The organism is Candidatus Halobonum tyrrellensis G22 (assembly GCF_000495475.1).
In the GTDB taxonomy this organism is placed as follows: Archaea; Halobacteriota; Halobacteria; order Halobacteriales; family Haloferacaceae; genus Halobonum; species Halobonum tyrrellense.
The window spans coordinates 90,176-107,230 of sequence record NZ_ASGZ01000068.1 but is presented as its reverse complement, the minus strand read 5'-3'; the positions used below and the strand labels follow the sequence as shown (position 1 = coordinate 107,230).

The following is a 17,055-nucleotide window of genomic DNA, read 5'->3' as shown; positions in this document are numbered from 1 at the left end:
TCCCGCTCGGAATCCACCACAGACACCACACATGACACGATACGACCCGATTTCCGTACTCGCGACGCTCGCCGCCGACCGCCCGCGCGGGGTGGCGCTCGGACTGACGGCGCTCGCCCTCCTCGGCGGGGTCACAGCCGCCGGGACGGTCGCGGCTCAAAGCGACGCCCCGACCGTCCGCGTCGGCGGCGCGACCGTCGCCCCCGACGGCACCGTCACCGTCGGCGTCGTCCTCACCGACGCGCCCGACGGACTGTCGGGCTACTACCTCGACCTCTCGGTGTCGGACCCCGAGACGGCGCACATCGACTCGGCCGGCTACCCCGACGCGTTCGGGCTGACGACCGACCCGGCGATAGCCGACGACGGCGCGAGCGTCACGCTCGAAGCCGCCGACGTGGAGGGAGCGGTCGAGCCCCGCGCGTCGAACGTGACGCTCGCGACGGTCGAACTCGCGGGCGTCGCGCCCGGCGAGACCGAACTCGTCGTCGAACCGCGGCAGTTCGACGCCGACGACGGGAGCGCACTCGACCCGGCGACGCGCGCGGGCGTCGTGACGGTGACCGGCGGGGACACCGCCGGGAGCGCCGGTGCCGGGACCACCGACACCGCCGCCGCCGCCGCGGCGTCGACCGCCACCGCGGACGCCGCCGAGAGTGCGGGGAACCCGGGCGGGGACACCACCGCGACCGCCGCCCCGCTCCCGGCCGTCCTCGCGTTCGTCGCCGTCGGCCTGCTGGCCGCACTCGCGCTCGTGCGCCGACCGTAACTCGACCGCAACCGCGTTCCGTCAGACTCCACCCACCAGATCACCCATGTCACGACCCGACGACCCGACCCCGGACGACCCGTCCGGCGACCGAGCCGAATCGACCCACCGCGAGTACGTCCTCGACGTCCGCATCGTCGAGTGTACGACCCGAGAGGGAGCCACCGTCTACCGGTTCGAGGCGCCCCACCACCGGGGGATCGAGTTCGACGACCCCGACCTGGCCGAACTGTACGCCGACGTCTACTTCGACGTGAACGGCTTCGAGGAGGCCGGCACGGGCGAACGCGGCGTCCCGCCGGAGATCATCCAGGCCGGCCGCGACACCCTCGTCGCGTACTTCCTCACCCAACCGTACACGGACGTCGAGTGGATCGCCTCCTACTACGGCGAGAAACCCGAGAAGGTCGAGCGGTACGTCAACCGCGTCCGGAAGCGCGGGACGCTGATCCGCGACGGCGTCGAGGAACGCGGGCTGGCCTGACGGCCCCCGCTCCGCGCTCCGGCGCCCCGGCGGCCGTTCGGGAAGGCCGAACCGACACAAGACCTATTCCCGACGACCCCCACGATCCGGGTACAGCGGCGGGCACCGGGTAGGGGTACTCGGCGTTCTGCCCGCCAGTTATCCACCCGCCAGCGGCGTGGCCGTCCTGCGGACCCGGACGAGCGCCCGGTAGCGTCGCTCCTCTCCGCATTGCGTATCGCGATATACGATTTACCTAGTTTTGGCGGATTCGCCCCGGATCGGCCGTGGGTCGAACGGACTGCACGGGTCCGTCTTCCCCACAAAATTATTAGTGAGTAGAGAGTTCCGCCGAACCACCCGAACATGACTCGTTCGAGAGCGCCGACCCGCGCCGTCCGGGGGATGCGATGAGCGACGCGGCCGGCGACCGCCCCGACTTCTCGGGCGTCCGCTGGACGACGCTCGACCGCGCGGGGTTCGCCGACGAGTACCGCCGGGTGGTTCTCCCCCGCCTCGACGGCGAGGGGAAGCCGCCCGACCACCGCCCGACACACGAGTGGTTCCGCGAGCGCGGCCTCCGGTCGTTCCTCGCGGCGCTCCGCCGCCACCACGACCTCTCGTTGGGCGAGTTCTGGACCGAGGTCTTGGGCCACGAGGAAGCCGGCTACGAGTGGAACAGCGACCACGAAGGGACGGTCGACGCGCTCGACCGGTTCGTCGAGCGCCGGCGGAAGCGACACGCCGACCTGGCGGACGCGTCGGTCGACACGCTCCGCCGGCGGCTCAACCTCTACGTCCGCGCGTACGCCGCGGCGAACGGCGACGACGACCTGCTCTCGCCGGTCGCGCGCGACGCCGACGTGCCGGCGTACCGCGCGACCGACGCGTGTTACGCCGCGTTCGACCGGCTGGACGCCGAGGGGTACGCCGCGCGCACCAAGCGGCGGGTTCGGTCGGTCGTCGACGAGTGGTACACCCACCTCGTCGGCCGGAAACGCGCCGGGGTGAACCCGGCGACCGGGCTGTACACCGAGTTCAAGTGGGAGGTGACCGACGCCGACCCCCCGGCGCTCGCCCCCGCCCACGTCCGGGCGCTGACGGCGGCCGCGGAGTCGACCCGCGACCGCCTGCTCGTGGTCGCGCTCGCGGCGTGGGGGCTGCGCGCGGGCGAGGCGGCGGCGCTCCACGCCGACCAGTTCGTCCGCGAGGGCGGCGACGTGACCGCGGTCCGGTTCGACGAGCGGAAGAACGGTCCCGGCGAGGTGTCCGTGCTGTACGGCGAGGAGACCCTCTCCGCCCGTCTCGACGCGCTCGCGACCGACGACGAGCCGCCGGGCTACCTCTTCCCCTCCGCGCAGGCCGCCAGCGGCCACGTCACCCGCGGGACGGTCTGGTCGTGGTTCCGCGACTTGGCGCGGGCGGCCGACCTACCCGACACGGTCGACGGCGCGCGCCCCTCCCCTCAACTCGCCCGCCGGTTCTGGTACGACGCGTACACGTCGGTGCTCGGGCCGGTTCTCGACTTGGTCGGCGAGGTGGCCGACGAACAGGGGAGCGCCGACCCGACGGTCGTCGTGGAGAACTACCTGCGTGACGAGCGCGCCCGCGACCTCCGCCGGGAGTTCATGCGCGACCGACTCGCGGCGGCGTTCGAGGGGCCGACCGACCGACGGGCGGGCGCGGACGCCGTCGCGGGCGACGCTTGGAGCGGCGAGCGGCCCGACTGAGAGGAGCCCGGCCGCAAGCCGCCAGCGTATTTTCGCTCCGAGACGCCGTTTAGGACCCCGTGAGTACACGTGCGGACGGACGAGTTCGGACGAGCTATCTCGACTGGGCGTCGCTGGCGCTCGACGGTCGAACCCCTCCCGGGCGGTCTGTGATACAGATAGTGACAGGTTCAGTCGCAAGTCGGGCGTTAACGCAGTATTTATCGCCCAAGCGGGCGATATGGCGGTATTACCGGCGAGATACTGTCGTCCCCTGCGTCGTTTGTGATTCGATCGGTGAATTCCCGGTCGCGGACGCTACCTGTGTCTGCGACTAGAAGCGACGTAACTAACCCCTCCACATTCCTACAGCCGTCGAACACATGGCGACCATCGTACGGGGAACGGTTCCCGCCAACGAGTTCGCGCTGGCGCATTCGCTCGAGACGATCCCCGACCTGGAGTTCGATATCGAACGGATCGTCGACAGCGGCGAGGACGCGGTCATGCCGATGCTGTGGGTGCGCGGCGCGTCGGCCGACCGGATCGAGGAGGTGTTCGAGGACGATTCGAGCGTCCAGAACGTGATGGTGCTCGCCGAGTTCGACGACGAGTCGCTCCTCCGGATGGAGTGGGTCGACAACATCAAGCTCCTCTTACAGATGCTCACCAACTCCGAGGCGACCATCCTCGACGCCATCGGTCGAGAGCGGCGGTGGCAGTTTCGCGTGTTCTACCCCGAGCGGAAGCTGTTCTCGAAGACGCACGACTTCTGTGACCAACACGGGCTGACGTTCGAGGTGGACTCGGTCCGCCAGATGGACGGCGAACCCGCCGGCCGCTACGGTCTCACCACCGAGCAGTACGAGGCGCTGGTGAAGGCGACCCGCCGGGGCTACTTCTCGGTCCCCCGCGAGATCACGCTGGAGGAACTCGCCGAGGAGATGGGCGTCTCCCACCAGGCGCTCTCCGAGCGCATCCGCCGCGGCACCGAGGCGCTCGTCGACGACACGCTGTTCATCGGGTTCGCCGACGACGACTGAGCGCCCGGCGGCGCGAACACCCCGGTTCATCCCTCGCCTCTCAGCTCGCCGCCCGCGGCGAGGGGCAAGCGGGCGGCTGCCACAACGCCTTCACGTGGGGGGCTCGAATCCGAACGTATGGCAGACGAATCCGGCGACGGCGCGAGCGAGGAAGGGCAGGTACCGGAGCGCGAACAGGGCGTCGAGTTCGGCGAGGATCTGTCGAACGCACTCGAGGGCCACGACTACCCGACGACCACGGAGGAACTCGTCTCCGAGTACGGCGACTACGAACTGACGTTCCCCGACGGCGAGACCCGAACCTTCGAGGAGGTGATGTCGATCCAGCAGGGCGGCGACGACTACGAGGAGCCGCGCGACGTCCAGCAGGCCGTGATGAACTCGGTCGGCTCGGGGGCCGTCGGCCGCGAGGGGTACAGCGACCGCGGGTCGGGGACGGCGCCCGACGAAGAGGACCAGGAGTCGGTCTGAGGATGCCGGGAGACTGGTGTGGGAGGCGTGCACACGCAAGCAGGGGTGTTACCCCGGCCACGGGCGTCCACTAGGTAACTCGCAGATGCGTATGAATCAAACGCACGGGGGCGGGTCGGAGTGGACGGCGGAGGGCACGCCGGGTGCCGTCGACTGGTCCGCCGAGGACATGGTCGTGGTGTCGAACCGCCAGCCGTTCCGCCACGACTACGACGAGGACGGCGAGGTGGTCGTCGACCGACCGACCGGCGGGCTGACCGCGGGGCTGAGCGCCGCGGTCCGCGACAGCGGCGGGACGTGGGTCGCGTGGGGCGACGGCACGGCCGACCGCGACGTCGTCGACGAGAACGACTGCGTGTCGGTCCCGCCGGAGGCGGACGAGGGCGACGGCTACACGCTCCGGCGGGTCTGGCTCTCGGACGAACAGGTCGAACAGTACTACGAGGGGTTCGCCAACCAGGTGCTGTGGCCGCTGTGTCACTCCACGATGTCGCTGGTCCGGGACGACCCCGCCTACTGGGAGCGGTACGCCGAGGTGAACGAACTGTTCGCCGACGCCGTCGCCGACCACGCCCGGCCGGGCGGCGTCGTCTGGCTACAGGACTACCACTTCGGCGTCGCGCCGGGGCTGCTCCGCGACCGCATCCCCGACTCGACCGCGCTCGCGCAGTTCTGGCACATCCCGTGGCCGTCGTGGGACGTGTTCCGCACCTGCCCGAACGGCGAGGAGGTGCTCGCCGGCCTGCTGGGCAACGACCTGCTGGGCTTTCACGTCCCGCGCTACTGCGAGAACTTCGTCGAGTGCGTCGAGGAGTCGCTCGACGAGGCGCGCGTCGACCGCGAGCGCGGCCGGATCGTCTACGACGGCGAGGTGACCACCCTCGGCGCGTTCCCGATGGGCGTCCCCGTCGACGACATCCGCGAGCGGGCGTCCGCCGACGAGGCGCGCGACGCCGCCGCGGCGTTCCTCGACGAGAAGGGCGTCGACGAGAACAACAAGGTCGTGTTGGGGGTCGACCGCCTCGACTACACGAAGGGCATCCCGGAGCGTCTCGACGCGCTCGAACGCCTGTTCGACGACCAGCCCGACCTCCGCGGCGAGGTGACGTACGTCCAACTCGGCACCGAGAGCCGGTCGAACATCCCGGCGTACCAGGACCTCCAAGAGCGGGTCCAACAGCGGGTCGACGAGGTGAACGAGCGGTTCGCCACCGACGACTGGACGCCGGTGGTGTACACCACCGAGTACGTGACGAACGAGACGCTGTACGGGCTGTACCGCCGGGCGGACGTCGGGTTCGTGACGCCGCTGCGCGACGGGATGAACCTCGTCGCCCAGGAGTACGTCGCCGCGCAGGGCGACGGCGACGGGGTGCTCGTGTTGAGCGACCAGGCGGGGGCGTTCGACTACCTCGGCGAGTACGCGGTGGGCGTGACGCCGCAGGACGCCACCGACACCGCCGAGGGGCTGGCCGACGCGCTCCGGATGGCGCCGCCCGAACGCCGGTGGCGGACCCGCGCGCTCCAGCGCCGGGTCGAGGCCAACGACATCGACACCTGGATGCGGACGGCGTTCGGCGCCATCCAGGCGGTCGAGCGGCGGACCGACGCCCCGGTCGGCGCCTCCACCTCCGACGCGGGCGAGTCGGAGAGCTGAGCCGGCGGTCGCCGGGCCGGCGCGCCCGGGCGACTTCCGGGCGGTTCCGTTCCGCTCTTTCCGTGTTCGGCGGCGGCGACGCCGGAGCGCCCCGCTCGTCGGACGCCGTCGACCGACCGGCCGGTTGCAGTTCGGTGAAGCGTCTCCCGACCGACGACCCCGCCAAAACGAGACCCCGCGTGCCGGCCGTCGTCGCTCCCTCGACGGTCGACGGCCGCCCGCTCGACCCCTACAGCCCGGTCCGGTAGCCGCACTTCGTACACTCGAGGAAGCCGTCCTGCATCACGAGCCGCCCGTGGTCACACCGGAAACACTGGGTCATCGGCCCGACGCCCGCCTCCGACGCGAGCTGTTTGATCGTCTCCTCGAGTTCGTCGATCCGCTCCTCCTGCCGCTCGACTTCCTCGCGGAGGTCGGCCCGGTCCGCTGTTTTCATACTCACTCCACGGCCTCGAAGTAACTACGTGATTGTGCTTGCGTGCGACGGGACCGTTATACCAGCCGGTGGTCCGTGGTCACCGGGCGGGAGCCCCGAACCGCGGCCGCGGTCCGTCCGGACCGGGTTCACACCGGTCGACTGCCCGTTCGACGTGGCGAACAAAACTGTTTCGGGCGGCGACGCCTCGCGGTCCCGGCGTCGCGAGCGTCGGTAGTTCGCGACCGTCGGTCACGCTCGGTCCGCCGGACGCCCGCGAGCGGTCTACCGGTTCAGCGCCCCGGTTCGCCGTGGATCGCACGCCAGACGCGCTCGTCGGTCAGCGGCATGTCGACGCTGTCGACGCCCAGCGGTTCGAGCGCGTCGAGCACCGCGTTCACCACCGCGGGCGGGGCGGCGATGGTGCCGGCCTCGCCGATCCCTTTCACGCCGAGGTCGTTGTGCGGGCTGGGCGTCACCGTCGCGCGCGTCTCGACGTGCGGCACCGACGCCGCCCGCGGGAGCGCGTAGCGGTCCATCGACCCGGTGAGGAGTTCGCCGTCGTCGCCGTACACCGCGTGTTCCGAGCGGGCCTGTCCGACCCCTTGCGCCACGCCGCCGTGGACCTGCCCGTCGAGGATCGTCGGGTTGACCCGCTCGCCGCAGTCGTCGACCGCCACGTACGTCTCGACGTCGACTTCGCCGGTGTCGGCGTCGACGCGGACCTCGACGGCGTGGGTGCCGAACGAGTACGCCGTCGCCTCCGACTCGTAGGCGGTCGTCGCCTCCAGCCCCGGGGGCATCCCCGCGGGCCGGTCGCCGCCGTGGGCCGCCGCCGCCACGTCCGCGAACCCGACCGCGGAGCCGTCGGGCGCCGAGAACGTCCCGTCGGCGAGCGTCACGTCCGCGGGGTCGGCGTCGAGACGGTGGGCCGCGATCCGGGTCGCCTTCTCGCGGACGTCGGCGGCGCTCTCGGCGACCGCGTTGCCGCCGACGACGGTGCTCCGACTCCCGAACGTCCCCGTTCCGGTGGGGACCCGCTCGGTGTCGCCCTCCGCCACCTCGATGTCGTCGTACGGGACGCCGAGTTCGTCCGCGACGATCTGGGCGTACGTCGTGCCGTGCCCCTGTCCGTGCGAGTGGGTGCCCGCGTACACCGTGACGGTGCCGTCGGGGTGGGCGCGCACCAGGCCGGTCTCGAAGCCGCTCCCCGTCGACTCCACCATACACGCCAGCCCCACCCCGCGGTAGCGGCCGTCGTCGTCGCGGTCCGGAGCCGCCTTGACCGCCTCGTAGTCGACCGCCTCCAGCGCGACGTCGAGTGCGGGTTCGTAGTCGCCGCTGTCGTACGTCGCGCCCGTGGGGGTCTCGTAGGGGAACGCGTCGGGGTCGATCAGGTTCCGCCGGCGGAGTTCCGCGGGGTCCATCCCCACCTCGCGGGCGGCGGCGTCGACCAGGCGCTCGGTGACGTAGATGGCCTCGGGCCGGCCGGCCCCGCGGTAGGAGTGGACCGGCGCGGTGGTCGTAAACACCGAGCGGGTCCGACAGTGGACCGCGTCGACCGCGTACTCGCTCGACAGCAGGCTCCCGTACCAGCCGGGGAGCGACGCGCCGCCGCCGAGACCGTAGCCGCCGACGCCCGCGTCCGTGTCGGCGCGCAGCCCCCTGATCGTGCCGTCGTCGTCGACCGCAATCTTCGCGGTGGTCCGGTGGTCGCGGCCGTGCGCCCCCGCGAGGTAGTTGCCCGACCGCGTCGCGGTCCACTTCACGGGCCGGCCGAGCCGTCGCGCCGCCCAGGCCGCCGCGGCCTCGCCCGGGTGGTGGTGTCCCTTGTGGCCGAACCCGCCGCCGACGCTCGGCGCGACGACCCGGATGGAGCGCTCGGGCAGGCCGAGCGTCTCCGAGAGCTTCCGGCGGTGGCCGTGGGGCGACTGGCTGGTCATCGTCACCGTGAGTTCGTCGCTCCCGGCGTCGTACTCCGCGAGCGCCGCGCGCGGTTCGAGCGCCGACGCGATCAGCCGGTTGTTCTCCAGTTTTACCTCCACGGTCCGGTCGGCGGCCGCGAACGCCGCGTCGGTCGCCGCCTCGTCGCCGAGGTCGGTCGTGACCGCCACGTTGTCGGGCGCGCCCTCGAACAGCGTCGGCGCGTCCGCGCCGCGGGCCTCGACGGGGTCGACGACCGCCGGCCGGGGGTCGTACGACACCTCGACGGCCTCGACGCCGTCGCGGGCCGTGTAGCGGTCCTCCGCGACCACGGCGGCGACCGGCTGGCCGTGGTACCGGACGCGCTCGCGCGCGAGCACCGGGTGGCCCGGCGGGTCGCAGTCGAGCGCCTCCGCCGAGATGGGGAGCACGCCCGGCGCGTCCGAGGCCTCGACGTCGGCCCACGTGTACGCCGCGAGCACGCCGTCGAGCGCCTCGGCGGCCGCCGTGTCGACCGCCTCGACGTCCGCGTGCGCCTCCTCGCTCCGCACGAACGCGAGGTGGGCGACCCGCGGGGCGTCGGCGTCGTCGGTGAACGTCGCGCGGCCGGTCAACAGCGCCGCGTCCTCCCGGCGGTCGATACCCTGCCCCACCAGCTTCCCGCCCTCGTCGTCGGTCTCTCCGGCCGCCTCGTCCGCCTCCCGCTGTTCGTCGGGTGCGTCGGTCAGGCTCATCGCCCGCCTCCCGCGCCCGCGTCGTCCGCATCGTCCTCATCGCCCGCATCGCCGTCCCCGTCCGCTCGCGCTCGCCCGACCGCCGTGGTCAGCGCCCGCTCGGCGACGGCGGGGAGCACCTCCGCGCGGAACGCGCCCGAGGCGTGGACGTCACCGACGAGCGTCGCGCCGTCGCGGTCGGCCGTCGCCTCCGCGGCGGCCCGTTCGGCCGCGTCCGCCCCCGTGGGGTCGCCCACGAGCGCCTCCTCGACGCCCGGGAGCCGCGTCGGCGGGTCGGTCACGCCGTTGACGGCGACCCGGGCGGCGGTCACCACCCCCTCGCTCGCCTTGACGGCCGCGGCGACCCCCACCATCGCGTACCCCGACGCGGGGTGGGTCTTCTTCGCGTACGCGCCGCCCGCCCCGCTCGCGCCGGGGAGCCGCACCTCGGTGAGGAGTTCGCCGTCGGCGACCGCCGTCCCGCCGTCGGGCTCGAAGAACTCGGTCGCCGCCACCGACCGGCCGCCGTCCGGCCCTTCGAGCCGCAGGGTCGCGTCCGCCGCGAGCGCCGCCGCGGGCAGGTCCGCGCCGGGGTCCGCCGCGGCGAGGTTGCCGCCGACCGTCCCTCGATTCCGGATCTGGCGGTCGCCCACCTCGCCGGCGGCGTCCGCGAGCACGCGCGCCCGCTCGCGCAGCGTCGCCGACGACGCGAGGTCGGCGTACGTCGTCAGCGCGCCCACGACCGTCTCCCCGCCGTCGACCGACACGCCGTCCAGCCGCTCGATGCCGCTCAGGTCGACCACCGCGCCCACGCGCTCGTCGGCCCCTCCGGTCTTGAGCGCGGGGAGGAGGCTGTGGCCGCCCGCGAGCGGCCGCGCGTCGTCGAGAGCCGCCAGCAGGTCGAGCGCCTCCGCGACGCTCCCCGCCCGGCGGTAGTCGAACGCCGGCGGGAACATCAGTCGCTCACCTCGCTCGCGGTCCCGCCGTCGGCGTCGGCCGCGTCGGCGCCCAGTTCCGCCTCCGGGTCCTCGCTCAGCCGGTCGGCGGCCGTCTCGACGGCGCGCACGACGTTCTGGTAGCCCGTACACCGGCAGATGTTCCCCTTCAACTGGTGGCGGATCTCCGCCTCCGAGGGGTCGGGACGCTCCGCGAGCAGGTCCTCGACGGTCATCACCATCCCCGGCGTGCAGTAGCCGCACTGGAGGCCGTGCTCCTCGTGGAACGCGGTCTGGACCGCGTCGAGTTCGGCTGTCCCCTCGCCCTCCCCGCTCGCGCCGCCCAGCCCCGAGACGGTGGTCACCTCGCCCCCGTCGGCGGCCGCCGCCAGCACCATGCACGACTTGACCGCCTCGCCGTCGAGGTGGACCGTACACGCGCCGCACTTGCCGCTCTCGCAGCCGACCTTCGGGGCGGTGTCGCCCACGCCCTCCCTGAGCGCGTGGACCAACAGCGTCCGCGACTCGACGGTCAGCGCCTCCTCCTCGCCGTTGACGGTGAGTGTGATGTCGTGTGTTCCCATGGGTGCTCCGGCGCGCCGACCCGCGCCCGCGTTACCCTGTGGGTCGATAGCCAGTCGCATGAGGGTTCGGGGTCCGGCGGGTCCGCCCGGTTCGTCGCCCGCGGGTCCGCGACCCGGACGGACGCCCGCCCCCGGTTCGGTCTCAGTCCGGCCGCTCCATCCCGAACCGGTCGCGGGTGTAGCAGTACTGACTCCCCGAGAGCCGGCCCACCGCGTCGAGTTTCCCCACGTCCATCTCGCCGTCGGTCGTCACCGCGTCGTCGACGCCGACGTGGACCACCCGCCCGAGCACGAGGTCCGACCCCCCGAGGTCGACCGTCTCCTCGCGGCGACACTCGAAGCTCACCGGCGACTCCGCGACCCGCGGCGCGTCGACCGCAGTCGACGCCCGGGGCGTGACGCCCGCGCGGTCGAACTCGCTCTCGCCGGCGGGAAGGGTCGCGCTCGTCGCGTTCATCGCCTCCGCGAGGTCGGCGGTCACGACGTTGACGACGAACTCGTCGGTCGCGGCGACGTTCCGGGCGGTGTCCTTTCGGCCGCCGACCTTGCTCGGCGAGAACGACAGCGTCGGCGGGTCGACGGCGGCGACCGAGAAGAAGCTGTACGGCGCGAGGTTCGGCTCGCCCGCGGCGCTGGCGGTCGACACCCACGCGATGGGTCGGGGGACGACCGCGCCCGCGAGCGTCCGGTAGAGCGAGTCGACCGACTCGGGGTCGAGTTCCATGCGCGGACGAGGAGGGCGACCCGCCTCGCGGTTGCGGCCGCGGCGACCGGTTCCGCTACCGGGCGCCCGGGTCGACCAGCACGCTCCGCGCGGCGCGGACCAGGTCGGACACCCCCACGGACGCGAGCGACTCGTCCGCGAGCACCAGCCGCTGTCTCGGCCGGCCCACGTCGGTCGCCACCTTCTCCGTGGCGAGCAGGCCGACCGCCTCCAGCCGGCGCTTGCGCGAGGAGACGGTCGCGCGGCTGGCCAGCCCGACCGACTCCGCCCACTCGGAGAGTTCGTACAACTGCGCGCGGTTTCGCGCGCCCAACAGGAGGGCGGCGTCTATCTCGTCGAGCGTGTCGTCGGGACCGCGGACGGTGACCGGGGCGTCGAGTGCGGCCGCGAACTCCTCGCGGGTCGTCGAGCCGACCTCGGATCCGAGTTCCTCGAGCAGGCGGCTGTACGCCGGCACCCCGAGTCGGTAGCGGTCGCCCGCCGCAACCGTCTCCGCGAAGGCGGTTCGGACGGCCGAGACCACCGCCGACTCGTCGGTCGAGAGCGCGACCGCCCGCCCGTCGGGGAGTGGGACGGGCGCGAGCGCCCGACCGGCCGCGACCAGCACCGACGGGAGCGTGCGGTCGTCGACCGTACGGAGGTCGAGACGGTCCGACTCGACCAGGTCGGCGGCCCGCGCCGCGGTGCGGAACTCGTCGGTCGCCGCGTCGAGCGCCGCGGGGGGCCCGCAGAGGCGGACGCACCCGGGCGCGTCGTCGTCGCCGTCGTCGGCCGCGGCGTCGGCGAGGGAGGCGACCGACCGGAGGGTCTCGCGGAGCACCGCCGCGTCGGCCGAGACGACGAGGGGGTCGTCCCCCCCGTCAGCCGCGGCCGCGATGGGGTGGTCGACGAGACGACGCAGGCTCTCGGCGACCGGTTCGACACTCATCGGTCGGGGTTTCGCGAGGGGACACAAAACAGTCCCGGATCCCGGGGTCGCGGCGGCCGGCGGTTTCAAGACGGGGTCTCGCGTGCGTCACCCCGATGGACGCGATGCGAATAGAACTCGACGACGGCCGACTCCGCCTCACCGACACCGTCAGGCGGGAGTCGGCCCGGTTCGGTCTCCCTGCCGGGGCGACGCTCCGCGACCGGGCCGCGGACGCCGCCGACCTCCCGGTCGAGGCGGCCGTTGTCGTCCACACCGACCGCGTCGACGTACCCCTCGGAACCGGGGTGTGGGTCCGCGACGCCGACGGCTCGCCCCGCGACTACTTCGACCACGCCGCCGACGCCGCCTACCCCGCCGCCGAACACCTCCTCGAAGTCGACGCCGAACTCAAGACGTACCTCCGGGCCGACGCCCCCCTCCGGGTCACCGACACCGACGGCTCGATCCGGCTCGGGTTCGACGCGCCGACGGACGTCCTCGTCGGCGGCCGCCCTCGCCGGAGCCGGCCGTACGAGACGGTCGAGACGACGACCGACGGGGCCGACCTGCTCCGGACGGTGTCGTGGCTCGGCGCGCCCACCCGCACCGAGTCGCCCGAACGGTCGTTCTCCACCCTCCGCGGGCACCCGCCGCGGGTCGAACTCGCCGAGACGTTCTCGCCGCCCGACGGGCTGTCGCTCCCCGAGACGGGCCTCCGGCTCCGCGTCCCGCCCGACCCGGCGTTCGCGTTCCCGGCGGCGCCGTTGGCGGCGTACCTCGGCGCGCGCGTCGAACCGGCCGGCGACGCCGCGGGGACCGGTTCCGGCGCGGGCCGCCCGAGCGGCCCGCACCTCGGCGTCGTCGACGAGTCGGCGCCGCTGACCGCGCTCCCGGCCGACCCCGAGGGGTTCGCCGACGCCGCCCACCGGCTGACCCGGCGGACGTTCCTCCTCGACTGTGTCGTCCGGACGGAGGGCTACTACCCGGTCGACCTCTCGTTGCGCGACCGGCTGGAGCGCCGTCTGTCGGCGCCGTTCGACCCCGCGGCGCTGTACGACCGGTCGCTCGCCGAGCGGGTCCGCGCGTACCTCCGGGTTCCCGAGACGACGCTCGACGACGTGGCGCCGCGGTGGCCGCTCGCGGCGACGGTCGACCCCGACCCCGCGAACGTCGTCGCGCTCCCGTCGCTGGTCGACGACCTCGCGGCGGTCCGGGCCGTCCCGCCCGAGCGGGTGCGTGGCTCGGCGGCCCGACCGGTCGCGCTGTCGGCGTTCCTCGACGACGACGGTACCGCGACCCGGTCGACCGCGGAGGTGTTCGCGGGCGACGCCGCGTTCGTGTCCACCCCGCCGACCGACGCCGCCGACGAGGTGTACGTCGGCGACGGCATCCCGGTCACCGCCGACGCGTTCCTCCCGGCGGGGGCGCGCCACCGCCACGAGCGCGAGCCGAGCGACGAGCCGCTGTCGGTGCTGCTGGTGGCGAACGACCCGGGAATGGCTGTCGAAGTCGACCGCGCCGCCGCCGCCTACGACGCGGGGACGGCCGCCGACCTCCGGGTGTCGACCGCGTGCGGGGTGGGGCGCGACCGACTCGCCGCCCTCCTCGCGGAGGGGACCGACGTGTTCCACTTCGTCGGCCACGCCACCTCCGCCGGACTGGAGTGTCCCGACGGCACGCTCGACTTGGGGGGCGTCGACCACGGCGTCGACGCGTTCGTCCTCAACGCGTGTCAGTCCTACCGGCAGGGGGTCAGCCTCGTCGAGGGCGGCGCGGTCGCCGGTGCGGTCGCGCTCAGCGACGTGGCGAACGACGACGCGGTCGACGTGGGGCTGCTGCTCGCGCGCCTGCTCAACAACGGGTTCCCGTTCCGGGTCGCGACCCGGGTCGCCCGCCGGCTGTCGGTCGTCGGCGGGCAGTACGTCGTGGTGGGCGACGGCGACCTCACCCTCTCACAGCCAGAGGGGTTCGCCCCGCTGGTGGCCGTCGTCCGCGGACGCGACGACGGCCGCTACGGGCTCCGGTTCCGCCTGAGTCCGACGCCGCTGTTCGGGCTCGGGTCGCTGTTCTCGCCGGCGCTCGACTCGGTGTCCGAGCAGTTCCTGAACGCGGGCGAGAGCCCGGAGTTCGTCGTCGGGGCGGACGAACTCGCGGACCTGCTCGACATCGCGCCGATCCCCGTCGAGTACGAGGGCGACCTCGTCTGGAGCGACGACCTCCGCCCGCTCTGAGGGGGCCGGGGTCGGAGCCGACGTCGGCCGTCGAGCCGGGTCGAGCGGGGGCTACTCGCCAGCCCGCGGAGTTCGACCACCCGCGTCGACACCGGGAGCGCGGGCGGTACACCCGCTGGTCGAACGCGACACCGTCGCCGTCCGCGCGTTCGCCGGGGACGATTTTCCGACTCGGAAACCGACCGCGGCGACTTCATGGTCGGGGGGGCAACGACCACCCGTGTCGCTCAGAGTTGGTTCCACCCTCTCCGGCGGTATCGACCGCGTCGTCTCGCGAAACGGCCTCGTCCTCCTCGCGGCCAACCTCGCCCTCGGGACGGTGTGGATGGCCGTCGTCTCGTCGCTCGTCGCGACGACGGCCGCGCGGTACGGCGTCGACCCCGCCGCGCTCCCGTTCCCGACGCTGCCGCTGCCGCTCGCGGCGAGCGTCGTCGTCGTCCTCCTCCTCCTGGCAGCGTTCGTGTGGCTGAACGTCGTCACGGTCCGGGCGTTCGTCGACGGCCGCGGCTCGTCGATCCCCGGCGAGTTCCTCACCCGTCGCATCGGCTACGTGCTCGTCAACCTGGTCGTCTTCGGCGTGCTGTTCGGCCTCGCGGTGAGCGGTCCCGCGGTCGCCGCCATCGCCGGCGGGTTACTCGCCGGGTCGCCGCTCGTCGGCGTCCTCGTGGGGATGCTCCTCCTGTTCGTCCCCGGGCTGGTCGCGTACGTCGCGCTCATGTTCGGCCAGTTCTACGTCGTCGTCGACGACGAGAACGCGCTCGCCGCCCTCGTCGACAGTTGGTCGCTGACCCGGGGGAACTGGATCCGCCTGTTCCTCGTCGTGTTGGTCGTCGGCGTCGCGGCCGGCGTCGTCAGCCTGCTCGTCTCGTTCGCCGGGTCGGCGCTGCTCGGTCGGCAGTCGGTCGCCCTCCAGTTCGCCAACGGCGTCGTCGGCTACGCCGTCTCGCTCGTCTCGCTCGGCGTGTTCGCCGAGGCGTTCTGCCGCCTCCGACGCGAGCGGGGCGACCCGGTCGGACACGACGCCCTGTGACGGAGCGCGGTCCCCGCTGACGCGTCGCCCTCCATTCGCCTCCGATCCGGAGCCGTCCCCGACCGTCCAGCCGCCTCACTCGGCGTCGGTCCCGGTCTCCTCGACGGCCGCCTCGACGAGCGCGCGCGCCTCCGCGAGCAGGTCGCCCGCCGTCTCGGCGTCGCGCGCCTCGGCGGTGACGCGGACGAGCGGCTGGGTCCCGCTGGGGCGGACCAGCACCCACCCCTCGTCGGTGTCGCCGCGCACGCCGTCGATGGCGGTCACCTGCGGGAACCGCTCCGCGAGTCGTCCCTCGACCCGTTCCATCACCGCCTCGCCGGCGTCCGTCTCGACGGCGTCCCGGCGGATGGGGTAGTCGGGCACGTCGTCGAGCAGCACCGCGAGCGACCCCCGCTCGGCGACTAGCTCCGCGAGCGTCACGGCCGCGAGCGGGCCGTCGGGGCAGAGCGCCCGGTCGGGCCAGATCCACGCGCCGCTGGGTTCGCCGCCGAAGACGACCCGGTCGCCGAGCGTCGCGTCGGCGACGAACCCGTCGCCGACCGCCGTCCGCTCGACGCCGGCGTCGCGGGCCGCCAGCGCGTCGTCGACGGCCGAACTCGTGTTGACCGGCGCGGCGACCCGGTCGCGGTCGTCGTCGTCGACCGCCGCCAGCCCGAACACCGCGAGCAGTTCGTCGCCGCCGACGAACTCGCCGTCGCCCGTCACCGCCATCATCCGGTCGGCGTCGCCGTCGTGGGCGACGCCGAAGTCGGCGTCGGTCGCCGCGACGGTCCGCGCGAGCGTCCCGCAGTTCTCCGCGGTCGGCTCGCTCGGCCGCGCGGGGAACCGGCCGTCGGGCGTCGCGTTCAGCGTCTCCACGTCACAGCCCAGCCGGAGGAGCGCCTCGACGGTCACCCCGCCGGTCCCGTTGCCCACGTCGACGACGACCGACGGCGGGTCCGACAGCTCCGCGCCCGCGACCAGCGTCTCGACGTGTCGCTCGGCCGCGTCCTCCACCCGGCGCTGGTCGCCGAACGCGTCCCACGCGGCGCGGGGGGCGTCGTCGGCCGCGATCAGGTCCGCGACCGCCTCGCGCCGCTCGGCCGGGAACGCCCGCCCGCTGGGCGTCCACAGCTTGATCCCGTTGTCCGACGGCGGGTTGTGCGAGGCGGTGACGACGACGCCCGCGTCGGCGTCGTACCAGTCGACGCTCCGCGCCACCGTCGGGGTGGCGGCGACGCCGAGCCTGAGCACCTCGGCGCCGGACTCGCGCAGCCCCGCCGCGAGCGCGTCCGCGAGCACGTCGCCGTGGACCCGCGCGTCCCGCCCGAGGACGACTCGGTCGGCCCCCTCGGCGGCGACCGCGCGGCCGACCGACACCGCGAGGTCGGCCGTCACGTCCGTCCCCACCGCACCCCTGATCCCGCTAGTGCCGAACAGATCCGTCATCGTAGCGGTGACGCGAGTGGAGCCCGGTTAGTAATGGAGCGAATACCGGC

At 73.5% G+C, this 17,055-nt stretch carries 15 protein-coding genes; 8 read left to right on the top strand and 7 right to left on the bottom strand.

The window, feature by feature from the left end:
- Positions 1-31: 31 nt before the first annotated feature.
- From K933_RS16725 to K933_RS16700, 6 genes are all read left to right on the top strand, one after another.
- Positions 32-769: a hypothetical protein gene (locus K933_RS16725; protein WP_023395940.1), complete on the top strand. Its 738-nt coding sequence runs from the start codon at positions 32-34 to the stop codon at positions 767-769.
- Between the two features lie 46 nt (positions 770-815).
- A complete protein-coding gene (locus tag K933_RS16720) occupies positions 816-1,253 on the top strand; it encodes a hypothetical protein (RefSeq protein WP_023395939.1) in 438 nt (145 codons plus the stop codon).
- Between the two features lie 389 nt (positions 1,254-1,642).
- A complete protein-coding gene (locus K933_RS16715; protein WP_023395938.1) occupies positions 1,643-2,962 on the top strand; it encodes a tyrosine-type recombinase/integrase in 1,320 nt (439 codons plus the stop codon).
- Between the two features lie 362 nt (positions 2,963-3,324).
- Positions 3,325-3,984: a helix-turn-helix domain-containing protein gene (locus K933_RS16710; RefSeq protein WP_023395937.1), complete on the top strand. Its 660-nt coding sequence runs from the start codon at positions 3,325-3,327 to the stop codon at positions 3,982-3,984.
- Positions 3,985-4,101: 117 nt separating this feature from the next.
- Complete coding sequence (locus K933_RS16705; protein WP_023395936.1) at positions 4,102-4,455, top strand: DUF5789 family protein; 354 nt, start codon at positions 4,102-4,104, stop codon at positions 4,453-4,455.
- A gap of 91 nt (positions 4,456-4,546) precedes the next feature.
- The gene (locus tag K933_RS16700) at positions 4,547-6,112 is read left to right on the top strand and encodes an alpha,alpha-trehalose-phosphate synthase (UDP-forming) (protein WP_023395935.1); all 1,566 of its coding nucleotides are present in this window, start codon (positions 4,547-4,549) and stop codon (positions 6,110-6,112) included.
- A 229-nt stretch (positions 6,113-6,341) separates the two neighbouring features.
- Here K933_RS16700 and K933_RS16690 read toward each other — a convergent pair whose 3' ends face one another.
- From K933_RS16690 to K933_RS16665, 6 genes are all read right to left on the bottom strand, one after another.
- Positions 6,342-6,548: a hypothetical protein gene (locus K933_RS16690; protein WP_023395933.1), complete on the bottom strand. Its 207-nt coding sequence runs from the start codon at positions 6,546-6,548 to the stop codon at positions 6,342-6,344.
- Positions 6,549-6,820: 272 nt separating this feature from the next.
- Complete coding sequence (locus K933_RS16685; protein WP_023395932.1) at positions 6,821-9,184, bottom strand: xanthine dehydrogenase family protein molybdopterin-binding subunit; 2,364 nt, start codon at positions 9,182-9,184, stop codon at positions 6,821-6,823.
- Positions 9,181-10,119 carry an FAD binding domain-containing protein gene (locus K933_RS16680; protein WP_023395931.1) on the bottom strand — a complete coding sequence of 313 codons (939 nt, stop codon included), beginning with the start codon at positions 10,117-10,119 and terminating at the stop codon, positions 9,181-9,183. The genes K933_RS16685 and K933_RS16680 overlap by 4 nt, the downstream gene beginning before the upstream one ends.
- Complete coding sequence (locus K933_RS16675; protein ID WP_023395930.1) at positions 10,119-10,682, bottom strand: (2Fe-2S)-binding protein; 564 nt, start codon at positions 10,680-10,682, stop codon at positions 10,119-10,121. Before K933_RS16675 ends, K933_RS16680 begins: the two co-directional genes overlap by 1 nt.
- Positions 10,683-10,824: 142 nt before the next feature.
- The gene (locus tag K933_RS16670; RefSeq protein ID WP_023395929.1) at positions 10,825-11,406 is read right to left on the bottom strand and encodes a flavin reductase family protein; all 582 of its coding nucleotides are present in this window, start codon (positions 11,404-11,406) and stop codon (positions 10,825-10,827) included.
- A 55-nt stretch (positions 11,407-11,461) separates the two neighbouring features.
- Positions 11,462-12,334, bottom strand: a complete 873-nt coding sequence (locus K933_RS16665) for a transcriptional regulator TbsP domain-containing protein (RefSeq protein ID WP_023395928.1) — start codon at positions 12,332-12,334, stop codon at positions 11,462-11,464.
- Positions 12,335-12,429: 95 nt separating this feature from the next.
- On the opposite strand from K933_RS16665, the gene K933_RS16660 reads away from it, so the two are divergent.
- Both K933_RS16660 and K933_RS16655 read left to right on the top strand, forming a co-directional pair.
- Complete coding sequence (locus K933_RS16660; protein WP_023395927.1) at positions 12,430-14,547, top strand: hypothetical protein; 2,118 nt, start codon at positions 12,430-12,432, stop codon at positions 14,545-14,547.
- Positions 14,548-14,767: 220 nt separating this feature from the next.
- Positions 14,768-15,577 (top strand): hypothetical protein, encoded by an 810-nt coding sequence (locus K933_RS16655; RefSeq protein ID WP_023395926.1) that lies wholly within the window; start codon positions 14,768-14,770, stop codon positions 15,575-15,577.
- 75 nt (positions 15,578-15,652) lie between these two features.
- Here the strand turns inward: K933_RS16655 and glmM are convergent, their stop codons facing one another.
- Entirely contained in the window at positions 15,653-16,996 is a 1,344-nt protein-coding gene (gene glmM, locus K933_RS16650) for a phosphoglucosamine mutase (protein WP_049947992.1), read from the bottom strand.
- Positions 16,997-17,055: the final 59 nt, after the last annotated feature.